Consider the following 25,590-nt stretch of genomic DNA (forward strand, 5'->3'; position numbering starts at 1 on the left):
TAACCGATTGTTATGTGGTTTGCCGACCAACGCGTAAAGAAACAGAAGAATATCTGCGCTATTACTCACAAGAAAATGCTGATTAGCAAACAGTCGATAGCATTATGAATTTAATGTTTAAGAATACGCAATCCTTTCCAAAGGAGCAATTATATTTAGCGCGAAATCGGTTTTCTGCAGGCCACGGTGGTTATCCGTTAGTAGGTTCACCTGACGATATCAGCAACAATATCGTAGCGCTTTATAATGCCGGATTATCCGGTGCAGCATTATCTTTTGTTAATTATTTGGACGAGCTCCATTATTTTAGAGATGTGAAGTTTTACCGCGTTTAGAAAAACAGGGATTAAGAGAACATTTTGATTTGTAATAGGAAAAATTTTTCATCTAAAATAGATATTTTTTGTATCAAAAAATATTTTAATTCTAAATTTTATATTTCTTAATTAATAAATGCGTATTTTTATTTATTAGCATTAAATCGTTTTTATAAATGCTGATGCATATTATCAATTCGATTAATGCTACCAGCAAAGTATCATCTAAACATTGACAAGTGTATTTTGCCAGTTTTTACTATCTAAAGTAATTATTGCTATAGGATGTAGAGTATATTCTTGTGTTGGTAGCAAGGTATTAGACTTATTATCTATTACTGGTTATAAAAAATATATCCATAAATAAAGTCACCTTGATCAGTAGCTAAATAATTAATATTTGCATTAACAACTAATTCGACATCAAAGTAATTAACTTGCTTTGTCTCTTGTTCATATATTTCAATTAACTTCACTGTAATTCTTCTTAGATATATCATGCATAGTGTTTTATAAAATTTTTATTTTAGATAAATAGGTTATTTTATATTTACCTTTATTGAAAAGTAATTCATTTTTATTATCAACATCACATTTATATATTATTTTTCTTGTTGGCTATTTTGTACAGTTTGATTTTTTTAACATAAAAAATAATCCATTTTATTAGTTTATATTTTATAATGTTATTACATAACTATATAAATGAATATGATATTTACCCATTCATATTTTAATTGCATAAATCTTCCTTGTTATTATATTCTATTTTGATGAAAAGTTATTTTTATAAGTTAATTTTTGAAAAAAATTATGATAAATATAATTTATTATTTTTAATAAATAATAGAAGACTATCATAATTAAAAAATAAAGGTGTTATGATTTTGGCGTTTATGTGTTTACTTTTTTTTCTATGTAAACGCACCATTAATAATAATTAACCAATTCTATATAGTATTATAAAATGATGCTAGAGGGTTTTTCTTATTTACTAATTTATTATTGATTTAAATTAATTTTTTTCATGGTTATGAGCTTTGGCCGATTTTACCATTTTGATTGTCATAGTTTGTCAGAGATATTAATGCTTTTACACTTTATATCCTGGTTAAGTTAACAAAATTTCCTTCCCTTGGTGATTAGAGCGGCTAAACAAAAAATTAGCACTCTTTAAAGTGCAATCAAGATCAGTGGGACAGCACAACAGATATCATCTTCATAGTTTAGTTTTTATCGATATGAAAATTGTATTTAACGTTATACCGAACAAAATTCTTTAATTGAAATATTTTTAATAAGTTTAATATTATGTTTTTTCATCTAAATTTAGCAATCATTAACCCGATTATGTTATGCATTTTCGCTGCTGCTAACAGCATTATCTACTGATAGTATCCAGTGTTTGCAAGATAGTGATTTTTTTCCTCAGTATAATCGAATAATTGCCTAGCTTTTATCATTGCATAGTTGCTGAAATTTACTTTCATCGTCACAATAATGTATTTTATTTATGGATATATTGGATTTATATTCTTAGATTTGAGATAAAAAAAGTTATTTTATCTATATCGAGGAATGTAAAGGGTAGCTAATTGTAGCAAGTTATTGTGTTCAATTCTTATTGGCATGGATTGGAAATTTATATTTTAAATCAGTATATTGTTACTAATATACCATTAGTATTTATTTTTTGCTGAGTCTATTCAGGCATTAGTCGCGGGATTTATTCTAAACATATTAAGTTTCTGATTGATGTTATGTGTTAAAAATAAATAAATACTTTCTGTGTAAATTGACAGCAATCCCATCTTGATTTATTGATAGTATTGTAGGTTTTTTGTTGTTATTATGAGGTGTGATTATAAATATTGCTATTATGTTTAATTTATGTTGTCCATAGCAAAGAATTGGGAATATATCAATTAAACTGTAGAATTTGTATAGTGCGATGGCATTAACCAGCAAAATTAATTTTCTGGTTAATCTAGAGTATTGATTTTTCCATGCTTTTGATGTTTCGTAACAAACATTTTTCTTTACTTGTTGTTGTCCTATAGAGATATATTATCTTCGCTGGGTGGGTATAAATATGTTTTTACAGTCAATTATTTCTTTTTAGGCAATTGAAAAAAATTATTTTCTAAAAATAGAGTAAAAATAATTATGATTTCCTAATTTATCTTCTTATTGATTAAATTAAAAAATATTTTCAACCTTAACTATCAGCAATTCAATAACATTGATGTAAATACAATAGAATACTGCCAATCACATTTTTTAATCTTTTAGATAATTTTTCACCCAATTTAGTTGATCTTAAAACCCATCTCTTTGGCTCACGTTATTCCACCAGTGCTAATATTGATCGCAGTTGCTTAGGTGAAACAATCTAATATTTTTAGCTTACAGCACTGAAGGATGGGTTTTATTTACTTTTTTAAAGATTAAAATAGTTATATCTGTATTTAGTTAGATATTTTGTTAGGGGCTTCTTCATACATTTCACGAGTATCGTAATCTAAACAACTTAGCCCTTTCTTAGGATCTTCCCAACAAAGATCTATACCACCGTTTTTCTTTTCATATGTCCAAGATTCTGCTTTTACATCACCTTTAGGTGTTGGAACAATAACATAACCTAGCCTTGTGGTGTTATTATCATTGGCTATCGTAATAAAACTAAATCCTAGAGCAGCGATAATCGAAAAGATTTTGTATAATGATTTCATAATTTATCCTCCTAAAATAAATGAAAATCACTATTAACAATACACTAACATTTAACATTTAACATTTAACATTTAACATTTCACTAACTATTAATTTAATTAAAAGGATTATAATTAAATTAATGGCATTTATAGTGAAATTAACTATAAAGGATGCAAAATATATTAAATTAATAGCTGATTCAGCGTAAATGATTTTATCTCAGGAGTTAACTTGAAACTTTAGAAGCTCGGTTTCTGGGTTAAGGAAGCGGTGAAGATAGATTATAAAGTAAAAGAATAAATCAGTATCTGTGTAGTTATAATTATTGTTATGCCAGTTATTATCTTAATTTACTTTGAATAAAGTACAGTTAATTATCTAATTAACCTCTTCTTAATGTGAAGAGGTATGCTTGGTTTATTTAAGTGTTTCGCTAAGGAACGGAGCTAAAAACCTGTTTCTTAATTTCTATTTGTCGATACTATAGGGAGTATGATTTTTGTTAGTGGCGTAATATCAGTTGGCATCAAAACCTGCTTCAGCTAAAGTTTTTCCATTTTCTATTTCAGTTAAAATTGCTGTACTTAAATCTGTTTCAGTTAAATGTGTTACACCTAAATTTGTTGCAGTTAAATCTGTTGTAGTTAAATTTGCTGCAGTTAAATCTGGGTAATTCGTATCTCCTGATATATTCTCATTGTTTTTATCTGCTAAAGAAAGAGAGCCAAGTCCTAAAAGTGAGACAATAGTTAATGTATTAAATAATAATTTCATAATTTACCATTAAAGTATAAGCAACAAAAAAGTAACAATATTAATTTTATTATCCATAAAGCAATTACATTTTTATAAATGCAATAAATTGTCACCAAATAGAATTTTTTTAATTATTTATATAATTTTTCACACAAATGGTGTTAAAACCTCAGCTAAGCAGGAGTATCAATTCAATTAACCAATTTTTCTATGATCCCATCTGAGAATGGATGAATATATAATCTAATTTTTATGATGAACGCTATTGAGTTTACGGTGGTTATCAATTGCTTATCATTTAATTTTTAACTCTCACTAATTACCATTCTCAATTGAAACTATTGGCTTGAAGTCAAGGCTGTCTGGTGATTTTTGGTTGTGTAGGAAGCCATCCCACACCAGAGTGTTTCTCTATGGTATAATTAGACAGCATACAAATAAATTCTTTCTATAATAGCCGCTAACAACGAGTAATGCCATTTAGTGGTAATAAAAAACAACATACCAAAAAACTGAAAAATGCACGATAACACAACTAACACAAAATTAACGTCAGATAACGAATTAACGGCATCGACAGGCAATTTTAATCACTATCGTTTTAGTGTGGCGCCGATGCTTAATTGGACAGATCGCCATTGCCGTTATTTTCACCGTTTATTGACTAAAGAAGCGTTACTTTATACAGAAATGGTGACAACTAGTGCGCTTATTGATGGTAAAGGTGATTATCTGGCTTATAGTAAAGAGGAACATCCAGTTGCTTTGCAGTTGGGTGGTAATGAGCCTGCGGCTTCGGCCGATTGTGCAAAAATGGCACAGCAAAGTGGTTATGATGAGGTTAATTTAAATATTGGCTGTCCTTCAGATCGGGTCCAAAATGGCCGTTTTGGTGCATGTTTGATGCGTGAAGGCGCATTAGTAGCGGATTGTATAAAAGCAATGCAGGATGCTACTACGATCCCGATAACAGTAAAAACCCGTATTGGCGTTGATGATGACGATAGTTATGCTTTTTTGACCGATTTTATTGATAAAATTGTGGCAGAGAGTCAATGTAATTTATTTATCATTCATGCTCGTAAAGCTTGGCTATCGGGGTTAAGTCCAAAACAGAATCGGGAAATACCGCCTTTAGACTATTCACGCGTTTATCAATTGAAAAAAGATTTTCCTCAGTTAACCATTGTAGTTAATGGAGGTATCAAAAGCATTAATCAGGCTAAACAACATTTACACCATCTTGATGGTGTTATGATAGGGCGAGAAGCTTATCAAAATCCTGCATTATTAACTCAGGTTGATGTTGAATTTTTTGACCAAAGTAACCTGGTTGTCGATCCGATTGTCGCAGTACAAGCAATGTATCATTATATTGAGCGAGAGTTGAAACAGGGAACTTATTTAGGTCATATTACTCGTCATATATTGGGAATATTTCAAGCTATTCCGGGCGCTCGCCAGTGGCGCCGTCATTTGAGTGAAAATGCCCATAAAAAAGGCGCCGATGTAACCGTGGTTAAGCAGGCACTTGAGTTTATTACCGGTAAATAATTGACTAACCCTAGCTATTTTATCTATGCCATACCTGGGGCGCATTTAATTAAAGAGAACTAAAAGCGCGATCAAAATTAGCGAATAAATAGAGTATTTGACTAATAAAAGCGACTTTTATTTTATTTTTTTGTTCGCATTGTATGTCCTCGTTTTGGCTAATTTTTTCCAGACTATTTTGCATCAATTGTAGAGCATGATTAATTGATTGCTGAAAATCGGCTAATTCCTGATTTTTATCAAATTGTGTTAGAAGAGTGTCAAATTTATGATTGGCATAATGAAAAATAGTTTGAGATTCATCATTAGAAAAGCGGTTTTCGCCATAAACATGATTAATAAATGTATTGATCTCTTGATAACTATTCATAACAATTAAACTCCATTTAATTAAAAGGTTTCCTTATTAAAGAATTAATAAACTATATAAATATTCGCGAATAAAACAATCTGACAGTGCAGTTGATTAATGGTTATGTTTAATTAGTCGCTTATTAGCCATGATTGCAATATTTTTCGGAAAGTTCAGATTTATTGCCAATATTTTGCTATGTTTGATTGAGGAACATTGCAACATTTTCAGATTTTCTGTAAAAGATAACAGTGAAGAATCATTGAGGTTTTATCTCACATTAAATGATCAAATTGTCACGAAATAGCAGTAAATAGCATATACTGATGAGCGACTCTATTGATTAATGGGTAAAGAAAGTGCTATGGTGAAGAAGTATTCCGCAGAAACCGTATTTATTGGTCAGAAAGATCGTCAAATAGAGGGGCTAAAAATGCCACCTCACTCCTTAGAAGCTGAGCAATCGGTACTGGGTGGTTTGATGTTGGATAACGAACGTTGGGATCATGTCTCAGAACGAGTGACCAACGCAGATTTTTTTAGCCGACTACATCGCACCATTTTTGCTGAAATGCAACGTCTGCTTGAACAGAGTAGACCAATTGATTTAATTACTTTATCTGAATCGTTAGAACAGCAAGGCGAATTGGATAGCGTCGGTGGTTTTGCCTATTTAGCCGAATTAGCTAAAAATACCCCAAGTGCTGCCAACATTAACGCTTATGCAGATATTGTGCGCGAACGCGCTGTTGTTCGTGACATGATTGCGGTGGCAAATGAGATCGCCGATGCGGGTTATGATCCTCAAGGTCGCAGCAGCGAAGAGTTACTGGATTTAGCTGAATCACGTGTTTTCCAAATTGCAGAAACTCGTGCTAATAAAGATGACGGTCCGAAAGGAATTGAAGAGATCCTGTCTGAGACGGTGGAAAAAATTGAACAGTTATATCAGAAGCCTCATGATGGCGTAACCGGTGTCTCTACCGGTTACCAGGATCTGGATCGAAAAACGGCAGGATTACAAAACTCTGATCTGATTATCGTAGCAGCTCGTCCTTCCATGGGTAAAACCACTTTTGCGATGAATTTATGTGAATATGCGGCCATGATAGAAGAAAAACCGGTTTTGATTTTTAGTTTGGAAATGCCGGCTAATCAAATCATGATGCGTATGTTAGCTTCTTTATCACGTGTTGATCAAACTCGTATTCGAACTGGCCAACTTGATGATGAAGATTGGGCGCGTATTTCCAGTACCATGGGGTTGTTGATGGAAAAACGCAATATGTATATTGATGATTCTGCTGGATTAACGCCGACAGAAGTTCGTTCACGCGCTCGCCGGGTTTACCGTGAACATGGTGGTTTAAGTCTAATTATGATCGATTATCTTCAGCTTATGCGAGTTCCTTCCCTGTCTGATAATCGTACACTTGAGATTGCCGAAATTTCCCGTTCGCTTAAATCACTGGCAAAAGAGTTACAAGTGCCTGTGATCGCATTATCACAACTTAACCGTAGCCTGGAACAACGAGCGGATAAAAAACCGGTCAATTCAGATTTACGGGAATCCGGCTCCATTGAACAGGATGCGGATTTAATTATGTTTATTTATCGAGATGAGGTTTATAACGATAATTCAGATCTTAAAGGGGTAGCAGAAATTATTATCGGTAAGCAGCGTAATGGCCCGATTGGAACAGTACGACTGACTTTCAATGGACAATGGTCACGCTTTGATAACTATGCTGGGCCAATCTACCACTACGAATAATCTATCTATTTAGTTTTAATATGTTAATACGGAGAGTATAATGAAAGCGGCAGCCGCTGTCATTCACCGCCGTGCTCTGCGTCACAATTTACAACGAGTTCGGGAAATTGCGCCTCATAGCCGCATAATTGCTGTCGTTAAAGCTAATGCTTATGGGCATGGTTTACTAGAAACAGCGCACACAGTTAAAGATTTGGCTGATAGCTTTGGTGTTGCTCGTATTAGTGAAGCAATCGCATTACGTGAAAATTGCATCAATAATCCCATCTTATTATTAGAAGGTTTTTTTGAGCTGGCTGAATTACCTATTATCACCAGGCATGAGATTGACGTTGTTGTACAGAGTATTGAACAACTTGAAACTTTAGAACAGATTAAATTAGAAAAGCCGATAAAAGTTTGGATGAAACTTGATACCGGTATGCACCGTTTGGGGTTCAGACCTGAAGAGGCGGAAATATCTTATACGCGTTTGATGGCATGTCAAAATATTCAAAAGCCTATCAATATTATGAGTCATTTTAGTCGCGCTGATGAGCCTGGTTTACCCGCAGCGACAGAGCAACAATTGGCTTGTTTTAATGCTTTTATAAAAGATAAACCAAGTGAAAAATCGATCGCGGCATCTGCCGGTATTCTACTATGGCAAACATCACATTTTGATTGGGTGCGTCCTGGCATCATGATGTATGGCGCTTCACCACAAGGAGGTAAACAAGGCAAAGATTTTGGTCTCCTGCCAGCGATGACCCTCAAATCTAATTTAATTGCTATTCGGCAACATAAAGCCGGAGAGCCGGTCGGTTATGGTGGCGTTTGGGTTAGTGAGCAGAATACCAATCTTGGTGTAGTGGCAATTGGTTATGGCGATGGTTATCCCCGTAATGCCCCGTCAGTCACACCAGTATTAATAAATGGGCGCAAAGTGCCGATTGTAGGTAGAGTCTCTATGGATATGATTTCAGTCGATTTAGGAATTGAAACCAACGATAAGGTCGGCGATGAAGCAATTATATGGGGAGATCTATTACCTGTTGAAGAAGTGGCGGCATATACTGGTCTCAGTGATTATGAATTACTGACCAAGCTAACCTCGCGGGTTGCAATGGAATATCTGGACAAATAAATTTGTTGTCGGTTATTTATAAAAAAATAGATATAATGATAGTGGGGAGAATTTTAAGTGTTTCAGAATGTTGATACTTTTGCCGGTGATCCTATCCTTGATGGATGAATTTAATAAAGATCCACGTGAAAATAAAATTAACCTTAGCATTGGCCTTTATTATGACGGCAAGGATAATACTCCCCAACTTGGAACTGTTGGTAAAGCGAAAACCAAGTTTAATCAATTTCCGACTGTAGCCTCCCTCTATTTACCGACGGAAGGACTACATAACTACCGGTTAGCGATTCAAAAACTGCTTTTTGGTGTTGATAACCGACTAATTAAAGAACAACGAATTGCAATAGTATAGACTATTTGCGGCTCAGGGGCGTTAAATCTGGGAGCCGATTTTTACATCGTTATTTCCCTGAGTCAGAGGTTTGGTGTAGTGATCCTACCTGGGAAAATCATGCTGCTATCTTCATGGGTTCAGGAATTAACGTCCATTATTACCCCTATTTTGATGCCGAGATCAAAGGGATAAAATTTGCTGAAATGCTGGCAACATTCAAACAGCTGCTAGAAAAAAGCATTATCTTAATGCATCCATGTTGTCATAATCTAATTGGTTCGGATTTAACACCGCAACAGTGGGATAAAATAACCAAAGTGGCTAAAGAACGGCGCCTTATTCCCTTTCTTGATATGGCTTATCAAGGATTTGCTAAAAAAATATGGATGAGGATGTTTATGCTATTCCCACTATGGCTCAGGCCGGATTACCGGTATTTGTCAGTAATTCATTTTCCAAGATTTTTGGTCTGTATGGTGATCGGGTTGGCGGCCTATCGATTATCTGTCAAAATCAACCGGAGTGTGAGCGGGTATTTGGCCAACTAAAGGCGGGTGTACGTCGTCTCTATTCGAGCCCACCATCAAATGGTGCAAAAATTGTTGAACATGTTTTGACAAATGACGCATTACGCACTGAATGGTTAAGTGAGGTAGAATTGATGCGTCGGCGTGTCTTTGCCATGCGGACAATGATCGTTAGCAATTTGAAAAAAGCGTTACCTGAAAAAAACTTTGATCACCTATTAAAGCAGCATCGTATGTTTAGTTATACCGGTTTTAGCACAGAACAGGTTGAGCGTTTACATGAGGAATTTGCCATATATCTGGGGTTGGTACTGGGCGTATTGGTATGGCGGGTGTTAATGAACACAATGTTCAACGTATTGCTCAGGCTTTTGCAGCAGTAAGTCGTTAACTGAGTTTAATTACTATCGATAATTCTATTAAAGCCAGTGATTGTTTAATCGCTGGCTTTAATTTATTAAATATAAAATTGTTGAAATAAGATTTAATTTTAGGAATAAAAATAAAATAGGATTAATTAAAATTAACATATTGAATTATAATTAAAAATAATGATTATCATTGGATTAACTAATTAAATTATTGATTATTATATATTGCCTATTAAATTTTTCTTTTCTATTTTGAAGCGGTAACTTTCATCGTCATATTAATACAAAAATAGAATATAGGTAATGCTATGAAAAATAAAAAGATTTATTATAGTAGAAATATAATTTATTTCATCGCCAGTTATCCTCTGTTACCGGTTTTCAGTTCCACTGTTCAACCAGCGGATGAAAAAACTTAACTAATGGTTAAAAATCAAATTGCTGTCATCAATATAGCGGCACCTAATCAGGTGGGTATTTCTCATAATCACTATTAGCAATTCAATGTACCGCGACAAGGTGGGGTGCTGAATAATGCTATCCAACTCCAGCGAAAAGTGAACTAGCCAGCCAGCTGGCTAAAAATGGACAGCTTAGTGAACAGACGGTCACTTTGATTATTAATGAAGTAACCGGTTCATCTTCTTCCCAACTAAATGGCAAATTGGAAATTGCAGGCAAGAAAGCGGATGTGATCATCGCTTAATCCTAATGGCATCAGTTGTGATGGTTGTCGTTTCAGTAATATTGGTGGCTTAACCTTAACTACCGGCCAGCCGACACTGAATCAACGAGGCGAATTTGCTTATTTAAGGGTGAAAAAAGGTGATATTACCATCCGAAATAAAGGGCTCTATAGCGGTAATCAACAGTATACTAAAATGATCAGCCGTACTGTTACTATCAATGCCAGTATTCTCAGCAAAAGTATTAGCATGCTGCTAAGCATGAATGCGATTGACTACCAGACTGGAACGGTTTCTCAAATAACTAACCCGGACCTAAAACCCCAATTTGCGGTTAACATTACAGAGCCTGTTGGGATTTATGCTAATCGCATTAAAATCATCGCTACCGAACCAGACAGTGAAGTTAAACTGGATAATATTAAAACCGGTAAAGATGATTTATTTGTTTCTGCTAAAGGGAAACTGACGCTAGGTCATATTACCACTAAAAGGCATTTAATCGCCAAAGCGCCAGCCACTATAATTCCGGCAACCAGCGAAATTTTATCTCAGCAAAAGCTTTTACTTAAAAGCAATAACCTAATTAATCAAGGTAAAGTAACTACTAAACAATATATTCATCTATTTAGTAATGTTATCAGCAATCAAGGTGAAAGCGCTAAAATTGCAGCTTATAATAATCTCTGACTACAAAAAAATGCTCAGGGTGAGAACTTTAAGTAAAAGTTTTGAAAATAACGCGGCGACTATCTCAACGCAAACCGGTGACCTGTTCCTGAAAGCTAAGAAAGTGATTAACTAAAGCAATAATTATGGAACAACGAATAACGCGGGATTGTAACAAGGTTAAATCGTATGTTGTCAGGGCAAGTGGCTGTGGCCTGAGTAAAAGTGCCAACAAAAATCTAAAACCTAATTATCAGATTAATGGAAAACAGCGCTGGTTTGGTGAAATCGATGCTGTGTTTACGCAATTTGTTCAATTGGAGAAAACGGCCTATACATTAGTTTCCCCTCTGATGGTTGGTCATATTTCAGCCAGTAACCATCACTATATTAAAAGTAATCTATTAGTCAAGGATAGTTATTTGCACAGGAAGCATATTACCGCGATTAGTCAAAAATTGGGTGCAAAATCCGTCTGGGTTGGTTTATAAAATGCGCTAGATGAACCGGTTAGTATACTTTACTGCAAGGATCTTTACCTCAGCTATAGGAGTGGATACCTACACATCATGCTTATCAAGATAATGATTATGATGGAGTTCGCATCCGTTATTTTATCTATCAAGACCAATATCTTTCTTTTATACCGGCAGACAAAGCACCTGTTCCATCATTTACTCTTGACATTAAGACACCCTGATATCCATTAATCAGCCGGGTTATGCGTGGCCTAACTGGGGCCTTTATCCGGGAACCGCGGAAGATGCGCTTAGTGGTGCAGATGCAGAGTTGATCGCAGTGTAGAATAATTACTCCTACGATTAAAGAATTTCGGCAATTAGAGAAAGATTTAGCGGCTGGTAAAGCAACCGCAGGGGATTGTCGTTCAATTATTAAGAGTTCATTAATTTAGTATAAGAATAGCTAAAAACTAGTAGAAGATCGTACCGGTGGCGGTGTATTTTGCCTGATAGGGAAAAGCTTATTACAGGGTATATTAATGAAGCCAGTGATACCCATCCATTACACATAAAGCTAGATGAAAAGCTAAAAGATCCAAATGCGGCAGCAATAGTTAATTACCTTAATGAAATAGATTTAAAATTTTTGCAAAAAAGTATCACTGAAGGTGATAGAACCCTGCTAGTGATAATACCTGACCTTTTGGCTGGTAACCGTGATGGCAAAAAAGTGATAGTCACAAATAGTGTAACAAAAGGAAAAGAGTAATTAATTGCAGTAGGTGTATCTAGCGACTAATGCAGTGCAGGCAGCTTAATTTTCCCTTAAGGTGACAGACTGCTAGATCTGTACAGACATTATTTTGGTATTTAAACAGATCCGTCCTCGTCTGTCTAAGAGCCTCGGTTTACATCCAAATTTTGTAGTTCAATTATTGTCGATGATTGACTATTTTCGTTAGTGTTGTTTAATTGTTTTTCTATTAATATAGAAATGTGTTCTTCTATTGCGGCAAAAGGCACTTTGATCTCCTTTAATTCTGAAATACTGACATTGATCACTTTTATCGATTGAGAAATTGAATGATTGATATTGGCTGCTTTCGCTAGTTTGTATCGAGATTGATAGCCGTCATGAATAGCCTTTTGTAATTTATCTCGTTTAATTTATCTCGTTTAATTTTTCCAACGACAGAGCCGATAGCAAGTACAACCCCGATAGTAGCTCCGCCAGATGATGCTATAGAAGCAATTTCGAAGGAAGCAGGTAATCCAACTAACTCAACCAGTGCTGCTGCGCCTATTTCTCCTGTAGAAACTAAATAACTTGTTGCACCAACAGTTATCGACTCTGAAACAATATTTGCAGTAATGATAGGGGCGAGCATGGCTGGCATCTCAAAATTTAATGCGTCAAAGGAGAATTTCTCAAATTTAATTTTTTCATCGTTTATTTCTTTTTGGTACAATTCGTTAAGATGATTATTTAATTCAACAACATTGTTTTGGATCTCTTTAATCAATAGTGCATTTTTACTGGCATAGGTTTGGCAATCTACTGCTATTTCATGCGCTCTGGCTTCTCTAACCGGGTTATCTGGGAAATAGGTATTCCAGTAAATAAGCCAGGAAGATATGTTGTGTAGACACTGGTAAAGCCATCAGCAAAATCACTCCAAAAACTCATTTTCACCTCATTCAATTGGTCGTTTTTAATTTAAAAGCGTTAATTTTTGCCATTATGTTAGCAATAGCAGCTTAAGTTTTATCAAAATTACATCTCGAGCACCTTTAGTTTTCTTTAACGCAATAAGCGGCACAAGCAACTGAACAGCAGTTTTAGTCAATAAAATGGTGCGATTAGGTCTGTTATTCAATTACATCTATTTAATACAGATTAGGCCAATTAGCCGTCATCGGTCCAAGAGCCTCTGGATTTATCGAGATTAGCCAGGGTAGTTTTGGTCAAACAATCGATTTTATCGAGTTCAACTTGGTTTCTTTTTATGGAGTTACTAATGATTTTGTCGATCTGCTCTTTAGATACATCGGATCCTAAGGAGTCTAAGACAACTGAAACTGATGTAGTAACAACATTCAATTTATAGATAACAATGTCATTCGTCAGTTCAGCTTTTTTTAATTAGAATCTGGGATCAATCGACTCTTTTAATTTTGTCTTGCAAATTTTTCTGTTGCACCGCCCCAGTGACTGAATCCAGGATCCCTTGAACCAGGACAACCGCCGCTGCGATCCTCCTAATACAGTGCCTACCTTAAACCATTTTGGTAGACCAGCCAGCTTAATAAAGGCGGCTTCCCCTATACGATCTTGTTGTAGAAGATATGATTTTGCTGCGAGCGATAATGCTTTGTTAGCGAAGCCATATGTAAGCATCGGCGTAATAACATCAGCGACACTGATTAAAATTTTGTGCATTTTTGACTCGGCAACAAAATCTATATCATGAAATTTTATTGGTGTTCCAACAATCTTATAAGCCTTGCGTATCGCTTCATTGGCGTTATTTATTGCTATTTCGTATTTAGCATGTTGCTGTGAAATGTTACCGACTGCAGTGGAGTTATCAGCGACAAGTTCTGTCAGTCTCACCGCTCTTTTTTCATTATCGGGGTAAAAAAGGTTATCAAACATAATTGATAACTCTCATAAATTTTATTTTGGTTAGAGTATTTATTGGGTTAATTGACCCAGTCCCTTAATTTTTTTGTATGATTTTTAGAAATTAAATTATAACCAATACCATTATTTTATTTTCTTAACAGGTTCTGAGCCGCTGAAAAAACAGTTGTAATTTAAATTACTAGTGAAAGTATTGTATACTTACCCTCTACAGATAGAGCGAGCAGAGTATGTTAAGCATGGAAGTTACTCCTTAATGATTATTTGCAACCACATTCACCATTTTCGCATCCAGTGTACTAAGGAAAGCGGTATAAAAAGTAAAAGCTGACTTTTTCCTTAAAAATTAGTGAACTGATAGTATAGAACTGATTGATAAAAAATAACAAAAATTTAACAATTCTATCGCGCTGGCGCTATCAGCAAAAAAGGCAGCACGTTATTTATATATTACTGTTTTAATTTGGGTCATTAATTGATTAGTAATTTTTGTTTATTAAATTCGTCATCGCCATTCGTTAATAAGATATTTATCATATTGATGAACTTTAAATATCAATATTATATTTTGTCATATCAGTCGGTAAATGGCGTTTCGAAGAGTTTAGTAGCGCTATTTTGTTAGTTCATTAGTGGCATCGGAAATTACTCTGTCATTATTTAAGCCAGAATCATCTACAGTAGTAATCGTGGCAAATTCATCCATATTTCGATAGGATAGGTTGCGCCCGCTGCACGATAAGCTTCCATTTCATTTATATGGTTATTTTAAAAACATACTGTTTTTTGTGGATCATCGATTACCCAGCGTGGAAAGAATGAGGTACAGTGCAACAATAGGATCCGAAGATTTAAAATGACACTAATACTCGTGCCAGTCGGTTCTGTCCAGGATGCTTTATAAATATTTTGTCCGATCTGTACGATATAGGCAGATTGATATTTTACGCATCGGTTACTGGCCGAGCCGCTACAGACACGATAATCAAGGCTGCTGTCATTTTTTATGTAAATTTCATGCTGCCAACCGTTTTCATAAGTATATATGAGATGTTTGCCAACCAAATCAGTTAAATCATGCTTTGCAAAATTGTTCATTTTTCACTCTCTTTTGGTAGGTTTTAACTTTTTAACTAAAGTATTTATTAATTTTTTGACCAGAAAACGCAATTACTTCACAAGGTAATTTTTGTTTTAACAGAATCTAATAGCGACTTAATTAGTGATAGCGCAACACGGTAATAATAGCGCTTGCTAAAATTGTGCAGTAAGCCGCTGTTTATACTTAATACTTGAAACTGAGGATAAAAAAGTAAGGTGAAGGTGAAGAAGAAAGAATCAGCCTAAGATTATTCTTGATGAAAATTCGTTCTTATCGTTAACTTTTTGTTAATAATAGAATAGATGGAGAATTTTTGCATTTATGCCATCAAAAATAGCAGCCAAACCGATTATGAATATGGAACTAGCATAAAAAAGCATTTCTTATTATCAAATATCGTACTTTGATTATTGCTCAATAGTATTGTTGAGCAATATTGTTTCCGGCAGCTGCGCCGGGCTATTTTTCAATTTGGATAGCGGAAATTACTGCTGATTAGTAACCGCGTTTTAGGATCGGTTTTAAAAACTGAGCGGTATGAGATTGCTTACATTTGACTATCTGCTCAGGTGTACCGGCAAATAAAATCTCACCACCACCACTACCGCCTTCAGGCCCAAGATCAACGATCCAGTCGGCGGTCTTAATCACATCTAAATTGTGTTCAATAATCACAATAGTATTGCCCTGATCACGGAGTTGATGTAATACATGCAACAGTTGTTGAATATCAGCAAAATGTAAACCGGTAGTTGGTTCATCCAAAATATAGAGTGTTTGGCCGGTACCGCGTTTGGAAAGTTCGCGAGATAACTTAACCCGTTGTGCTTCACCACCCGATAAGGTTGTTGCGGATTGACCTAAACGAATATAGGAAAGTCCAACGTCGATCAATGTTTGCAATTTACGCGCTAGCGCGGGAACAGCAGCAAAATATTCACGTGCTTCCTCAATGGCCATTTCTAATACTTCGTGAATATTTTTACCTTTATATTTGATCTCTAACGTTTCACGATTATAGCGTTTGCCCTTACAGTGATCACAGGGAACATAGACATCGGGCAGAAAATGCATCTCAACTTTGATCACTCCATCACCCTGGCAGGCTTCGCAGCGACCACTTTTGACATTAAAACTAAACCTTCCTGGCGTATAACCCCGCGCACGAGACTCGGGTACGCCGGCAAATAATTCGCGTACTGGCGTAAATACGCCAGTGTAGGTGGCTGGATTGGAGCGTGGTGTTCTGCCAATAGGGCTTTGGTCAATATCAATCACTTTATCGAAATACTGTAAGCCTTCGATATCGGTGTAAGGTGCTGGAGTGGCATTAGTAGCTTTATTTAATTGCTGCTGAGCAATAGGAAATAACGTATCATTAATTAGAGTTGATTTACCTGAGCCGGAAACGCCGGTAATACAGGTAAACAAGCCAACAGGCAACTCTAGCGTGACATTTTTTAGATTATTACCTTGCGCACCAATTAATTTCAGGGTTTTTTCTGCGCCGATAGCTACTCGTTTGGGTGGGATGGCGATTTTACGTTCACCACTAAGGTATTTACCGGTTAATGAATCTGGATTGCTAATAATATCGTCCAGGTTGCCTTGAGCAACAATGCGTCCTCCATGTATGCCGGCGCCTGGGCCGATATCGATAATGTGATCGGCAGCACGGATCGCATCTTCATCATGTTCGACTACTATAACCGTATTGCCTAAATTACGTAAATGTAGCAGGGTCTGTAACAGCCGGTCATTATCTCGTTGATGCAAACCAATTGATGGCTCATCCAATACATACATGACACCAACTAAACCGGCACCGATTTGGCTTGCCAGCCGAATGCGCTGTGCTTCGCCACCGGATAATGTTTCAGCTGAGCGGGATAGGGTTAGGTAATTTAATCCCACATTGACCAGAAATTTTAATCGATCGTTAATTTCTTTCAGAATTTTTTCCGCAATTTGTGCCCGTTGCCCACTGAGCTGCAATGTTTGGAAAAATGTCATCGCATGGCCAATACTAAAATTGGAAATTTCAGGCAGGGTGGTATTTTCAATAAATACATAACGTGCTTCTTGCCGTAAGCGGGTGCCATGGCAAGCAATACATGGCCGATTATTGATATATTTTGCCAGCTCTTCGCGCACCGCCATCGACTCGGTTTCTTTATAGCGACGCTCCATATTATGGATCACCCCTTCAAAGGGATGGCATCTGACAGTAACATCGCCGCGATCGTTTTGATATTTAAATTCAATCGCTTCTTTGCCAGAGCCATATAAGATCATTTGCTTGATCGATGATTCTAACGAACTAAATGTGGCTTCAACATCAAATTTATAGTGTTTAGCTAACGACTGTAGCATCTGGAAGTAATAAAAATTACGGCGATCCCAAGCCCGGATTGCCCCGCCAGCTAAAGAAATTTCCTCATTTTGGATCACGCGTTCTGGGTCGAAAAATTGTTGTACTCCGAGCCCATCACAGGAACTACAGGCACCCGCTGGATTGTTAAAAGAAAACAGGCGCGGTTCTAACTCGCTCATGCTATAACCGCAGACAGGGCAGGCAAAATTAGCGGAGAAAACTAATTCGGTTGCTTGGTTGTCATCCATATCAGCGATAACTGCAGTACCACCTGATAACTCAAGCGTGGTTTCAAACGATTCAGCTAGCCGTTGTGCCAGGTCAGCACGAACTTTAAAACGATCAACCACCACTTGAATGGTATGTTTTTTATGTAGTTCTAATTTAGGTGGATCGGATAGATCGCACACTTCACCATCGATGCGGGCGCGAATATAACCTTGAGCTACCAGATTATCCAGCAGCTTGATATGTTCACCTTTGCGTTCTTTAACTACCGGTGCTAGCAACATTAGTCGCTTACCTTCCGGCAGCGCCAGGACATTATCAACCATCTGACTAACGGTCTGGGCGGCTAACGGAATATCGTGATCTGGGCAGCGGGGTTCGCCGACACGGGCAAACAACAAACGTAAATAATCATGGATTTCGGTAATGGTACCTACCGTTGAACGAGGGTTATGTGAAGTGGATTTTTGTTCAATCGAAATGGCTGGTGACAGCCCTTCAATATGATCAACATCCGGTTTTTCCATTAAGGATAAAAACTGCCGAGCATAGGCAGACAGTGATTCAACATAACGGCGCTGACCTTCTGCATACAGGGTATCAAATGCCAGAGAAGATTTCCCTGAACCTGATAACCCAGTAATAACAATTAATTTATCGCGAGGAATAATTAAATTGATATTTTTTAAATTATGGGTGCGCGCACCTCTAACTTCAATGTTATCCATATACCACATCCCGGATGAGAACATATTCAAACAATAAATAAAACGTTTTATTATTACACAATTTTAGCTGAATGAATATACAGTAAAGGGGGTCATATTCTGCAATTTTAATAGCCAAACTTGAAAAAATTTAGCAATATTGCAGTATAATTTTCTAAGGCGTTTCGCAAAGCGTAATGGCAACGGTTTGGTTTGCATATTCAATAACGTGTTAGCATGTTAAACTAGCAATATTAAAAATTAATTCATCAGGAGTAGAGAATGGCCAGCAGAGGCATTAACAAAGTCATACTTATCGGCAACTTGGGACAAGATCCTGAAATTCGTTATATGCCAAATGGTGGTGCGGTTGCGAATCTTACTCTGGCAACCTCTGAAAGTTGGCGTGATAAGCAAAGTGGTGAAATGCGGGAAAAAACAGAATGGCACCGCGTTGTGATCTTTGGCAAGCTGGCGGAAGTGGCAGGTGAATATTTGCGTAAAGGTTCACAAGTTTATATAGAAGGCTCACTACAAACTCGTAAATGGCAAGATAAAAATGGCCAGGATCGCTACTCTACCGAAGTGGTGGTGAATATTGGTGGTACCATGCAAATGTTAGGTGCACGTGGTGGCTCACAAGAAGGCATGCCACAAAATAATCCAGCGGGTGGTTGGGGGCAACCACAACAGCCACAACCAACCCAACAGTTTAGTGGTAACAACGCGCCAGCGCCTACTGCCCGTTCCGGTAAAACTGCTCAAGCTACACCAACTGAGCCACCCATCGATTTCGATGATGATATTCCGTTTTAAAACATACATAGAGTTATTTGTTAAATTTCAATCTGTAAGCCCCGTGATTCGGGGTTTTCCTTTATTTAGAAATGTAATACCGACTTGAGAACTTTTTGGTTATCAGCCACGTTTGTGAAACGTAAAGAATGGTGGCTAATATGGTAAGATTAATGGTTACACATATTGTTAGTAGGACAGAATAACGGCTAAAACTTCTATCTAAGGTTCTTCAAGTGTCCGTTATTTTACTCATCCTGGTGACGATGATAACTTATGGAAGAAGAGTACCAGTACACTAAATTGCATAGATTGTAACCAATTAAAAAATAAAGGTTTTTACTGATTGTGACGTTTGTTATTGAATCTATTAAATATTCATTTCACTTTTTAACAAAAAGTGGTTGTACAATATTGGTTGACTAATGTTTTAGTCGAATTATAATGAAATCAAAGGTGAGTCACTACCGTCAAGTGTGAAGTTAAAAAAATTATTAGCCTCGCTTTTGCGAGGCTTTTTGCTATCAAGGAGTTGATTAGTGAAATTTTACGTTATTGATGATGTTTAGATAAAATATTTAAAAAATTGTGATGGAAAAGTTCGAGAGAATAAAGGAGGACCGTATATTGGTGTTGTGCTTGAGGTCAATGGAGTAGAATTTTTAGCCCCGCTGACTTCATACAAATCAAAACAGGACAGCATCCCAGATGCCTCCCCTCTAATTTTTAAAATGCACGAACTAGGTAATGAAGAGAACAAACTTGTAATGGTACAGCTAAACAATATGGTTCCTGTATTAAGTTCTGAGAAAACCTTATTGGATCTATCAGCACAAGCGCCAAAGTATCAAAATCTTCTTAATTTACAACAGCAGTATTTGCGTAAGAATAAGGAAAAGCTCCAGAAGAGAGCGAATAAGCTATATAAAATTGTCTCAAAAGGTTATGCAATAGGCTTAATTAGCAAGTGTTGTAACTTTGGCACTCTTGAGGCAGCGATGAAAAATTATTCATCACAGGTAAATCAATCTGTTTCGCAAGATAAGCTAGTTACTTTGACGAAAATGTTTGCTAAAAATTAAGAGCGTAAGCGTTTCTCATATCCATCAATCCAGATAGAATCTTAGGCATTTATTTTAAACGAAGTGAGTTTTCTACTTGGCTAATGTATTGAATTCTTAATAAAAGTAATAGCACCTATTTTTCATATCTCAAATTTGTAATCAAGCCCAAATAGGATCCTATCAAGGTTTATAATAGAACTCGTTAATGTATCGAAAGCCTGTGAGGTAATAGATGCATTTTTGAGAAATACCATAGACTGTAGTGTAAAGTATTTTCTTGAAAGCCCCAGTGGTCTGGGCATGTGAATAACTCTTATAAGGATATTCATTACAAATACATAATGCTGTATCATAGTTTTACTTCATTACTCGGGTATTCGGATAAATGAAGTACTTAATTTGAGAGTTGATGATATAGATTTTGTCATCAATCAAATTAGAATTGTCAGGAATGCTGATAGCTCTGTTAATTACCAGAGGTAATCCGATCAACTTCTGGCTATAAAGGATATGACATCAAGAAGAGCGGAGTTAGGCGCTAATGGGATTTGCGATGATAATAGCGAAGCACACCATGTCAGAAGTAGCCCTTGAATTAATTTCAGTTTGAAGCTGCGTTATGTGGAAATTTTCCGACAACACTCTGTAATATCATTTGTCAATGATGTAACTGTGAAATTGCTTCATTCAGACTTCTATCATCATGAGCTGGTGCGCCATTAGAAATGGCTTAAAATTGTTGAAATGCATGTCGTTGAAGCTGTCAAACCATCATTAGAAGGATTTTTGGTATTGCTTAGATGGTGGAAGGTAGCTGTGTTTACGGCATCGCTATAATTTTTTTTGAGCCTGTTAAGTAGTGGGCTAACTACATCAAGAATTGCTTGTCCATAGTCAATAGCCTGATCTTTACTAGGTATTTTTCCCTTATGAATAACTTCATTACGAAGTTTGATTTTATTGTTGCTGAGTAAGATAGGTTTACTACCAGTTTCCTGAAGATGAAGAAATATGAAAGCACCTAGCTGTCTTTCAGATTGATTAGAAACCTCCTTCCACGCTTCAAGAGTTTTCATCCAATCAATATTCTTTGAATACATACTACTTTTATGAAAAACTCGTAGAATCGTTCTAAAGCAGAAGTAAATGACGAAACTGCCTCTCGATAATATCCATCAATGATTGCGCAAGCACCAATGTCAAAAAGTATTTCAAACTTTTGTTGTTGCAAAAAAGTAATCGAAGAATGTCCATTTTGGCACGTTATCTCATATCGGCCATCATTCTTGAATTCAACTGTCCTGAATTCAATTGTTGTAATGTCTTCTTGCATGCATTTTGCACATATAAGTGATAATTTCATGGTTCAATCCCTATAGGTATAACAGTTTTATTACTATGTCAGTGTAATTTTCTGATAACCAATAATCTAGCAATATAGTTGTAATATAATAAAATTTGCATACATTATCGACAGGCTTAAAATTATACACAAGTACAAAAGCCCCTCTCCCATATCATCCCTTCGACGTTAGTAGATTTAAAAGATATGCTAACTACCTGCGTAAATAGGCCAACTTCATCTCAATGGGATAGAGGAGAGGTTTAAAGATTTATTTAACGATACATCTTGGTCACTACTCATATTTATAGCCCCCTATCCAAATTTTTATTTTATTAAACAAATTCTTTTAATGTGACAGAACCGCTGTTTTTCCTCGTTTTTCACTTAATGATTTGATCTTAAAGGGCATTCCTTGTGTTTGTATCTTTGTATGATGCGCTGGCAATTTCGTTGTTTAAGGAGTACATAGAATGAAAATGAGCTTTTTGGCGCTGACTATCGGCGTTTCTTTCTCTTATGCAGCGAAGCACTATCCAATATTACTGTCCTGACAACCGGCGGGACTAGGACTATTGCAGGTAGCGGAGATTCTCCGGTCAAAGCTAGTTACACTCCAGGAACAATCAAAGTCGATAAGCTCTTGGAATTGGTGCCACAAATAAAGCAGATTGTCAATGTTAAAGGCGAACAGGTGGTTAATGTCCGTTCGCAAGATATGGATACCTCAGTATGGCTCAAACTGGCGAATAAAATAAACGCGCAGTATCAGGACACTGATGGTTTTGTTATTACTCACGGTACTGATGCCATTGAAAAAACTGCCTATTTTTAAACCTAACGATGAAGTGTGAGAAACCTGTTGTGCTGACGGGGGCAATGCGTCCGGTTACTCAGCTCAGCTCAGCTCAGCTCTGACGCACCGGCAAATTTGTATGGTGCAATTCTGACGGTAGCATCACCAGCAAGGGCCGGGCGAGGTGTATTGCTCGTGATGAATAATAAGATCCTTGATGCTCGGGATGTGATGAAGATGAACTCGGAGAATTTGGAAGCGTTTCAGTCGATCCATTATGGCGCTTTAGGGGCTATCGCCGACAGCAAAGTCATTTATACCCGCACATTTGTACAAAAGCACACTATCCAAACACCGTTCGACGTTAGTAAGCTAACTCAATTGCCAGAGGCGGGTATTTGTCTACAATTACGCTAATGCATCTGACATTCCTGCCAAGGCCTTTATTGCCAATGGCTATCAGGGCATTGGCAGCGCGGGCGTTGGTAATGGCAATATCTCCCATGAACTATTAAATACGCTATTTGATGCAAGTAAAAAAGGCGTAGTCGTGGTGCGTTCCTCACTTTTTCCTTCCGGCGCAACCGCACGTAATGGCGAAATTAATGATGACAAATACGGCTTCATTGCTTCCGGAACGTTAAGCCCCTATAAATCAGGAGTGCTACTTTATGCTATCGCTGACACAAAAAAAAAGATCCAAACAAAATCCAACAATATTTCATGCAGTATTAAAACAATATTTCATGCAGTATTAATGATAAAAGGGAGGTTACGGCCCCCGTTTTTACCCCATGCTGATGTGTCTGGGAAAATTGGTTCTGTCGCATTAATAATGTCTGTTTGATAAAATGAAAAATTTGCAAGTGTGCTATAGATATGAGTGGTCATTATTGTTAACCACTGGAACAAAAGTTACCAAAATCTAACAAATTAAAGTAATTGGATGCAATGGAGTTGAGTTATTAGCATTCGCCATTTGTTGTTCGGTAGACATTTTGAGCTGCCCTTTATTACAGAACTCTGTTAAATTGAGCAACAACATATCCATCTAAACTCCATATATCACCGAAGCATCTCCTCGCTTGCGAATGCCTTATTAGGTTTTATCAACACAACAATTATGGTATTAATCGCTACTTAATTAGCGTCAATATTTTTTTGATTATATAAATAAATGATCTTAAACGATCAGCTAAATCGAACTCTGGCTCCATAAGATCACGACCGATTGCACCGTCAGCGATGGTCATCAGCCAGGAAGCGGTATTTTCAATCGATAATTCTGGATCAATTTGGCCATTACTGACGCCATGCCTTAGGATATCAACCAGTCGTTGTCTAACAATTTTTTCATTGTCAATAAAAGTGTTGTTAATTGCTGGGTTTCTACTGGCTTCAGTAATAATTTCCAGGCTTAGTCGGGCATAAGTTGGTTCATTATAAAGTTGTATCAGTCTGGTCATAATCGTGATAACAGTTTCGATGGTCGAATCGGTGACATGGTCGATTTGTAGTAGTGTGGCAAAATCGGCCTAATCTTGTAAGGCAATAGCTTCAATAATGGCAATTTTAGTTGGATAGTAATGAAATAAATTTCCGGGATTCATATTTATTCCAGCGGCTTTACATATTTCCGCTGTTGAAGTGACATGAAAGCCTTTTTCAACAAAACAGCGGATAGCTGCGGGCAATGATCTGTTTTTTCTTAGCGCGCTGTTTTTCCGTTTGTTCAGTCATATTGATCTCCAAATGAGTAGACAATAATTTTTTAGACCGATTATTCTATCTATTTTAAAGCCGGAAATAAAGCGCTTTTCACCGGTTAACGTTAAATAGCGGTTTATTTTAGCTAGTTACTTGTTTGTTAAACTATTTTTATAGGGTAGCGTGGAGAATGTATTATTTCCCGCACGAATCGCATGCACATATTTGCACTTAGATGTCATTTAGCATGTCTACAACTATTTAGCCAAAAAAATTAATTGCCAGCTTACAGCAGAATTTAGCCGATATTGCATTAGCAATTGTAGAATTTGAACCGGTTAATTTATTGGTTACGCCTGAAAATTATCACGTTACCTGGAATTTACTTGGCAGCTCGGTGAACTATATTAAAGCACCACTTAATGATATCTGGATCAGGGATAGTGGGGCTAATTTTGTGTTGGACAAAAGCTCCGGGCAGCTGACGGCTATCGATTTTAATTTTAATTGTTGGGGCAATAAACAGCGGCATCATTTTGATCGTCATGTTGCCACAATTATGGCGAACTACACAGACAGCCAATTAATTAAAGCAAATATTAATCTTGCTTGAAGGTGGCAGTATTGAAGTTAATGGCTCAGGAGTAGGAATATTTACCGAAAGTGCGATCTTAAACAGTAATCGTAATCCTAATTGTACGCGACAGCAACTAGAATATCAGTTAAAAAACTATTTAGGATTGACGGATATTATCTGGTTAAAAGGTATTAAAGGTTATGATATTACCGATGGCCATATCGATTTTTATGCTCGTTTTATTAATGATAATAGTATTATTATTAGTCTGGAAAACGATACTTATTCTTTTGATTATCGCGTTACTAGAGAGCATCAAAATAGCTTAATAGCGATGAATAAAATTAAAAATATAACCACATTAAATATGCCGCAAACCGTCAGAGCTATCCTGAATTTGCTGCCAGTTATGTGAATTATTATCTTTGTCATCAGGCAGTGATAATTCCGCAATTTGGCGCTCAAAACACTGATAGCGCCGCGGTAGAAATATTAATTGACGGTTTTCTCAATCATAAAATTATCTTTGTAATATTGATACCATCGCTATTGGCGGTGGTGGTATTCATTGTGTGACGCAACAATAACCTCAAATCGCTATTTGATAATAGC

At 36.4% G+C, this 25,590-nt stretch carries 27 protein-coding genes and 3 pseudogenes; 17 read left to right on the forward strand and 13 right to left on the reverse strand.

What is annotated here, in order from left to right; genetic code table 11:
• Nucleotides 1–104: 104 nt before the first annotated feature.
• Entirely contained in the window at nucleotides 105–335 is a 231-nt protein-coding gene (locus tag ARADI_RS18215) for a hypothetical protein (protein ID WP_238149345.1), read from the forward strand.
• Nucleotides 336–2,785: 2,450 nt separating this feature from the next.
• Here the strand turns inward: ARADI_RS18215 and ARADI_RS09755 are convergent.
• The gene (locus tag ARADI_RS09755) at nucleotides 2,786–3,049 is read right to left on the reverse strand and encodes a hypothetical protein (protein WP_119711916.1); all 264 of its coding nucleotides are present in this window, start codon (nucleotides 3,047–3,049) and stop codon (nucleotides 2,786–2,788) included.
• Between the two features lie 499 nt (nucleotides 3,050–3,548).
• On the reverse strand, nucleotides 3,549–3,806 hold the full coding sequence (locus tag ARADI_RS09760; RefSeq protein WP_119711917.1) for a hypothetical protein: 258 nt from the start codon (nucleotides 3,804–3,806) through the stop codon (nucleotides 3,549–3,551).
• 501 nt (nucleotides 3,807–4,307) lie between these two features.
• Here ARADI_RS09760 and dusA point away from each other — a divergent pair.
• The gene (gene dusA / locus ARADI_RS09765) at nucleotides 4,308–5,342 is read left to right on the forward strand and encodes a tRNA dihydrouridine(20/20a) synthase DusA (protein WP_119711918.1); all 1,035 of its coding nucleotides are present in this window, start codon (nucleotides 4,308–4,310) and stop codon (nucleotides 5,340–5,342) included.
• Nucleotides 5,343–5,391: 49 nt separating this feature from the next.
• Here the strand turns inward: dusA and ARADI_RS09770 are convergent, their stop codons facing one another.
• On the reverse strand, nucleotides 5,392–5,712 hold the full coding sequence (locus ARADI_RS09770; RefSeq protein WP_119711919.1) for a hypothetical protein: 321 nt from the start codon (nucleotides 5,710–5,712) through the stop codon (nucleotides 5,392–5,394).
• Between the two features lie 346 nt (nucleotides 5,713–6,058).
• Between ARADI_RS09770 and dnaB the strand changes: the two genes are divergently transcribed.
• The 7 genes and pseudogenes from dnaB to ARADI_RS09805 all read left to right on the forward strand — a co-directional run bounded on the left by dnaB (nucleotide 6,059) and on the right by ARADI_RS09805 (nucleotide 12,411).
• Entirely contained in the window at nucleotides 6,059–7,468 is a 1,410-nt protein-coding gene (gene dnaB / locus ARADI_RS09775) for a replicative DNA helicase (protein ID WP_119711965.1), read from the forward strand.
• A gap of 40 nt (nucleotides 7,469–7,508) precedes the next feature.
• Nucleotides 7,509–8,594, forward strand: coding sequence for an alanine racemase (gene alr, locus ARADI_RS09780; RefSeq protein ID WP_119711920.1), 1,086 nt, complete (start codon nucleotides 7,509–7,511; stop codon nucleotides 8,592–8,594).
• Nucleotides 8,595–8,651: 57 nt separating this feature from the next.
• Nucleotides 8,652–9,846 (forward strand): annotated as a pseudogene (locus tag ARADI_RS09785) (amino acid aminotransferase).
• A 593-nt stretch (nucleotides 9,847–10,439) separates the two neighbouring features.
• Nucleotides 10,440–10,532, forward strand: a complete 93-nt coding sequence (locus ARADI_RS21020; protein ID WP_369406999.1) for a two-partner secretion domain-containing protein — start codon at nucleotides 10,440–10,442, stop codon at nucleotides 10,530–10,532.
• 7 nt (nucleotides 10,533–10,539) lie between these two features.
• Nucleotides 10,540–11,202 (forward strand): annotated as a pseudogene (locus tag ARADI_RS09795) (two-partner secretion domain-containing protein); the annotation flags it as partial.
• 125 nt (nucleotides 11,203–11,327) lie between these two features.
• Nucleotides 11,328–11,672, forward strand: a complete 345-nt coding sequence (locus ARADI_RS09800) for a hypothetical protein (RefSeq protein WP_119711922.1) — start codon at nucleotides 11,328–11,330, stop codon at nucleotides 11,670–11,672.
• Nucleotides 11,673–12,144: 472 nt separating this feature from the next.
• Entirely contained in the window at nucleotides 12,145–12,411 is a 267-nt protein-coding gene (locus ARADI_RS09805; RefSeq protein WP_119711923.1) for a hypothetical protein, read from the forward strand.
• Between the two features lie 125 nt (nucleotides 12,412–12,536).
• Here the strand turns inward: ARADI_RS09805 and ARADI_RS18225 are convergent, their stop codons facing one another.
• The 6 genes and pseudogenes from ARADI_RS18225 to uvrA form a co-directional block, all read right to left on the reverse strand.
• Nucleotides 12,537–12,704 carry a hypothetical protein gene (locus ARADI_RS18225; RefSeq protein ID WP_238149348.1) on the reverse strand — a complete coding sequence of 56 codons (168 nt, stop codon included), beginning with the start codon at nucleotides 12,702–12,704 and terminating at the stop codon, nucleotides 12,537–12,539.
• 44 nt (nucleotides 12,705–12,748) lie between these two features.
• Nucleotides 12,749–13,165, reverse strand: coding sequence for a hypothetical protein (locus ARADI_RS09810; protein ID WP_119711924.1), 417 nt, complete (start codon nucleotides 13,163–13,165; stop codon nucleotides 12,749–12,751).
• Nucleotides 13,166–13,203: 38 nt separating this feature from the next.
• Entirely contained in the window at nucleotides 13,204–13,329 is a 126-nt protein-coding gene (locus tag ARADI_RS19810) for a hypothetical protein (protein ID WP_255420675.1), read from the reverse strand.
• Between the two features lie 456 nt (nucleotides 13,330–13,785).
• The gene (locus tag ARADI_RS09815; RefSeq protein ID WP_119711925.1) at nucleotides 13,786–14,298 is read right to left on the reverse strand and encodes a hypothetical protein; all 513 of its coding nucleotides are present in this window, start codon (nucleotides 14,296–14,298) and stop codon (nucleotides 13,786–13,788) included.
• A gap of 601 nt (nucleotides 14,299–14,899) precedes the next feature.
• Nucleotides 14,900–15,384: pseudogene (locus ARADI_RS09820) on the reverse strand (phenolic acid decarboxylase).
• Nucleotides 15,385–15,883: 499 nt separating this feature from the next.
• On the reverse strand, nucleotides 15,884–18,718 hold the full coding sequence (gene uvrA, locus ARADI_RS09825; protein ID WP_119711926.1) for an excinuclease ABC subunit UvrA: 2,835 nt from the start codon (nucleotides 18,716–18,718) through the stop codon (nucleotides 15,884–15,886).
• A 261-nt stretch (nucleotides 18,719–18,979) separates the two neighbouring features.
• On the opposite strand from uvrA, the gene ARADI_RS09830 reads away from it, so the two are divergent.
• Nucleotides 18,980–19,513 carry a single-stranded DNA-binding protein gene (locus ARADI_RS09830; protein ID WP_119711927.1) on the forward strand — a complete coding sequence of 178 codons (534 nt, stop codon included), beginning with the start codon at nucleotides 18,980–18,982 and terminating at the stop codon, nucleotides 19,511–19,513.
• A 548-nt stretch (nucleotides 19,514–20,061) separates the two neighbouring features.
• Complete coding sequence (locus ARADI_RS09835; protein WP_119711928.1) at nucleotides 20,062–20,574, forward strand: type III toxin-antitoxin system ToxN/AbiQ family toxin; 513 nt, start codon at nucleotides 20,062–20,064, stop codon at nucleotides 20,572–20,574.
• A 701-nt stretch (nucleotides 20,575–21,275) separates the two neighbouring features.
• On the opposite strand, the gene ARADI_RS18230 is transcribed toward ARADI_RS09835, so the two are convergent.
• Nucleotides 21,276–21,632 (reverse strand): hypothetical protein, encoded by a 357-nt coding sequence (locus ARADI_RS18230; protein WP_238149349.1) that lies wholly within the window; start codon nucleotides 21,630–21,632, stop codon nucleotides 21,276–21,278.
• Nucleotides 21,629–21,889: a hypothetical protein gene (locus ARADI_RS18235; protein WP_238149350.1), complete on the reverse strand. Its 261-nt coding sequence runs from the start codon at nucleotides 21,887–21,889 to the stop codon at nucleotides 21,629–21,631. The genes ARADI_RS18230 and ARADI_RS18235 overlap by 4 nt, the downstream gene beginning before the upstream one ends.
• 583 nt (nucleotides 21,890–22,472) lie before the next feature.
• Between ARADI_RS18235 and ARADI_RS21725 the strand changes: the two genes are divergently transcribed.
• The 3 genes from ARADI_RS21725 to ARADI_RS21735 all read left to right on the forward strand — a co-directional run bounded on the left by ARADI_RS21725 (nucleotide 22,473) and on the right by ARADI_RS21735 (nucleotide 23,541).
• Nucleotides 22,473–22,733 carry an asparaginase domain-containing protein gene (locus ARADI_RS21725; RefSeq protein ID WP_439647101.1) on the forward strand — a complete coding sequence of 87 codons (261 nt, stop codon included), beginning with the start codon at nucleotides 22,473–22,475 and terminating at the stop codon, nucleotides 22,731–22,733.
• A gap of 96 nt (nucleotides 22,734–22,829) precedes the next feature.
• Nucleotides 22,830–23,111, forward strand: a complete 282-nt coding sequence (locus ARADI_RS21730) for an asparaginase domain-containing protein (RefSeq protein WP_439647098.1) — start codon at nucleotides 22,830–22,832, stop codon at nucleotides 23,109–23,111.
• 28 nt (nucleotides 23,112–23,139) lie between these two features.
• Nucleotides 23,140–23,541 carry an L-asparaginase family protein gene (locus tag ARADI_RS21735; protein WP_439647102.1) on the forward strand — a complete coding sequence of 134 codons (402 nt, stop codon included), beginning with the start codon at nucleotides 23,140–23,142 and terminating at the stop codon, nucleotides 23,539–23,541.
• A gap of 289 nt (nucleotides 23,542–23,830) precedes the next feature.
• Here the strand turns inward: ARADI_RS21735 and ARADI_RS18240 are convergent, their stop codons facing one another.
• Together ARADI_RS18240 and ARADI_RS18245 are read right to left on the reverse strand one after the other, a co-directional pair.
• The gene (locus tag ARADI_RS18240; protein ID WP_238149351.1) at nucleotides 23,831–24,160 is read right to left on the reverse strand and encodes a TetR family transcriptional regulator C-terminal domain-containing protein; all 330 of its coding nucleotides are present in this window, start codon (nucleotides 24,158–24,160) and stop codon (nucleotides 23,831–23,833) included.
• Between the two features lie 69 nt (nucleotides 24,161–24,229).
• Nucleotides 24,230–24,388 carry a TetR/AcrR family transcriptional regulator gene (locus ARADI_RS18245; protein WP_238149352.1) on the reverse strand — a complete coding sequence of 53 codons (159 nt, stop codon included), beginning with the start codon at nucleotides 24,386–24,388 and terminating at the stop codon, nucleotides 24,230–24,232.
• Between the two features lie 290 nt (nucleotides 24,389–24,678).
• Between ARADI_RS18245 and ARADI_RS19815 the strand changes: the two genes are divergently transcribed.
• From ARADI_RS19815 to ARADI_RS19825, 3 genes are read left to right on the forward strand one after another with little or no spacing between them, the layout of a single operon-like run.
• Nucleotides 24,679–25,014 carry an agmatine deiminase family protein gene (locus tag ARADI_RS19815; protein WP_119711930.1) on the forward strand — a complete coding sequence of 112 codons (336 nt, stop codon included), beginning with the start codon at nucleotides 24,679–24,681 and terminating at the stop codon, nucleotides 25,012–25,014.
• Nucleotides 25,007–25,393 carry an agmatine deiminase family protein gene (locus tag ARADI_RS19820; protein ID WP_182853183.1) on the forward strand — a complete coding sequence of 129 codons (387 nt, stop codon included), beginning with the start codon at nucleotides 25,007–25,009 and terminating at the stop codon, nucleotides 25,391–25,393. The genes ARADI_RS19815 and ARADI_RS19820 overlap by 8 nt, the downstream gene beginning before the upstream one ends.
• Entirely contained in the window at nucleotides 25,390–25,554 is a 165-nt protein-coding gene (locus ARADI_RS19825) for an agmatine deiminase family protein (protein WP_182853184.1), read from the forward strand. The genes ARADI_RS19820 and ARADI_RS19825 overlap by 4 nt, the downstream gene beginning before the upstream one ends.
• The last annotated feature ends 36 nt before the right edge of the window (nucleotides 25,555–25,590 follow it).

This window comes from Arsenophonus endosymbiont of Aleurodicus floccissimus (assembly GCF_900343025.1).
Lineage (GTDB): Bacteria > Pseudomonadota > Gammaproteobacteria > Enterobacterales > Enterobacteriaceae > Arsenophonus.

Excerpts from the sequence above, each read along its gene's own strand:
- ARADI_RS19810 (WP_255420675.1), bottom strand. The coding sequence starts at position 13,329 with ATGAGTTTTTGGAGTGATTTTGCTGATGGCTTTACCAGTGTCTACACA.
- ARADI_RS18240 (WP_238149351.1), bottom strand. The coding sequence starts at position 24,160 with ATGACCAGACTGATACAACTTTATAATGAACCAACTTATGCCCGACTA.
- ARADI_RS09760 (WP_119711917.1), bottom strand. The coding sequence starts at position 3,806 with ATGAAATTATTATTTAATACATTAACTATTGTCTCACTTTTAGGACTT.
- ARADI_RS18215 (WP_238149345.1), top strand. The coding sequence starts at position 105 with ATGAATTTAATGTTTAAGAATACGCAATCCTTTCCAAAGGAGCAATTA.
- ARADI_RS09755 (WP_119711916.1), bottom strand. The coding sequence starts at position 3,049 with ATGAAATCATTATACAAAATCTTTTCGATTATCGCTGCTCTAGGATTT.
- ARADI_RS18235 (WP_238149350.1), bottom strand. The coding sequence starts at position 21,889 with ATGCAAGAAGACATTACAACAATTGAATTCAGGACAGTTGAATTCAAG.
- dusA (WP_119711918.1), top strand. The coding sequence starts at position 4,308 with ATGCACGATAACACAACTAACACAAAATTAACGTCAGATAACGAATTA.
- dnaB (WP_119711965.1), top strand. The coding sequence starts at position 6,059 with ATGGTGAAGAAGTATTCCGCAGAAACCGTATTTATTGGTCAGAAAGAT.
- ARADI_RS09815 (WP_119711925.1), bottom strand. The coding sequence starts at position 14,298 with ATGTTTGATAACCTTTTTTACCCCGATAATGAAAAAAGAGCGGTGAGA.
- alr (WP_119711920.1), top strand. The coding sequence starts at position 7,509 with ATGAAAGCGGCAGCCGCTGTCATTCACCGCCGTGCTCTGCGTCACAAT.
- ARADI_RS09800 (WP_119711922.1), top strand. The coding sequence starts at position 11,328 with ATGGAACAACGAATAACGCGGGATTGTAACAAGGTTAAATCGTATGTT.
- ARADI_RS09830 (WP_119711927.1), top strand. The coding sequence starts at position 18,980 with ATGGCCAGCAGAGGCATTAACAAAGTCATACTTATCGGCAACTTGGGA.
- uvrA (WP_119711926.1), bottom strand. The coding sequence starts at position 18,718 with ATGGATAACATTGAAGTTAGAGGTGCGCGCACCCATAATTTAAAAAAT.
- ARADI_RS09770 (WP_119711919.1), bottom strand. The coding sequence starts at position 5,712 with ATGAATAGTTATCAAGAGATCAATACATTTATTAATCATGTTTATGGC.
- ARADI_RS18230 (WP_238149349.1), bottom strand. The coding sequence starts at position 21,632 with ATGAAAACTCTTGAAGCGTGGAAGGAGGTTTCTAATCAATCTGAAAGA.